At 59.1% G+C, this 1030-nt stretch carries 2 protein-coding genes; both read left to right on the forward strand.

Annotation, left to right across the window (positions count from 1 at the left end):
• The first annotated feature begins 404 nt into the window (after positions 1-404).
• The gene (locus NS184_RS16845; RefSeq protein ID WP_152998306.1) at positions 405-698 is read left to right on the forward strand and encodes a hypothetical protein; all 294 of its coding nucleotides are present in this window, start codon (positions 405-407) and stop codon (positions 696-698) included.
• On the forward strand, positions 698-1009 hold the full coding sequence (locus NS184_RS18045; RefSeq protein ID WP_152998307.1) for a hypothetical protein: 312 nt from the start codon (positions 698-700) through the stop codon (positions 1007-1009). Before NS184_RS16845 ends, NS184_RS18045 begins: the two co-directional genes overlap by 1 nt.
• Positions 1010-1030 lie beyond the last annotated feature (21 nt).

A 1030-nucleotide genomic window follows, 5' to 3' on the forward strand; every position in this document is an offset into this window, starting at 1 on the left:
GCTCGAAGATGTGAATAAGAGACAACGACGCGACGAGTCGGCTTCGACGCGTGGCGACATCACATACGGCCCCTAAGCCCACCATGTCAGACGTTCAGGTGGGGCGGGGGACGTGGAAAGTCCGGCCGGTAGATCCCGGCGGCATCACACACTTTCGGTCAGCAGTACGGCGTCCGTCACCGGAAAGTCACCTATCGGGTGAAGACGGGCCGCTACACCACCGCACACGAGGGCTACCGGGCCTGGCGGATGAGGACGGGCTGACCAGCTCATGTACTCGGTACCCAAACCCGGTCGTCCGCCTGATGTTAGTGCGCGGCATGAGCACTGAGCTCCGGAGTTGACCCGAACCTCCTGCCGGCGCTCTCCAAACGCACACGCACAACCCGAAGAAGGGCAATGACATGGCAACTGCAGTGAAGGTCAAGACACCCGACGGCTTCAATGGAGACGCAGCGGTGTACAAGCTTGATCCTCCCGTCAAGCACAAAGACTACTTCGATGAGGTCGAACAGGAGTATTCGTACGTAGTTGTTTCGGCAGTCGACATGCCAATTTCTATTGCCGACTACCGAACTGCAGAGACCATGATCTTCCCGTCGGATGGCAACGGCGTCATTGACTGGGGCGAACTGGTCATGGTGCCTTACAAGTCGCACGCGGATGCACTGACAGTGCTTGGATACGAGGTCGCCTGATGCTTACGAACGCCAGAGCAACTGACCCGTCCGAGTCCGCAGCCGCTTTCGACAGTGGGGCGGCGAAAGTAGTTGTTGAAGCAGTGAGCTTTTTGTACACACTTGGACCTGCCAGTGACGAGCGAATCGTCGAACTGTATGCCGAGTTCCGAAAGTTCCGGACATGGTGGCCTGACGTTGATCCTGAGACGGTCCGCAAGCGTTGCAGTGATGCGAGGCGACTCGATAGCCGGTTGCAGAAGGTCAGCACCACGAAGAGCACGCACGGCAAGACGGTCGGCGTCTATGGCTACGTGGAGGTCGCAGTATGAAGGCGCGGCCGTCCGGCACGC

Origin of the sequence: Curtobacterium luteum, assembly GCF_001475545.1 — a bacterium.
GTDB lineage: Bacteria > Actinomycetota > Actinomycetes > Actinomycetales > Microbacteriaceae > Curtobacterium > Curtobacterium luteum_A.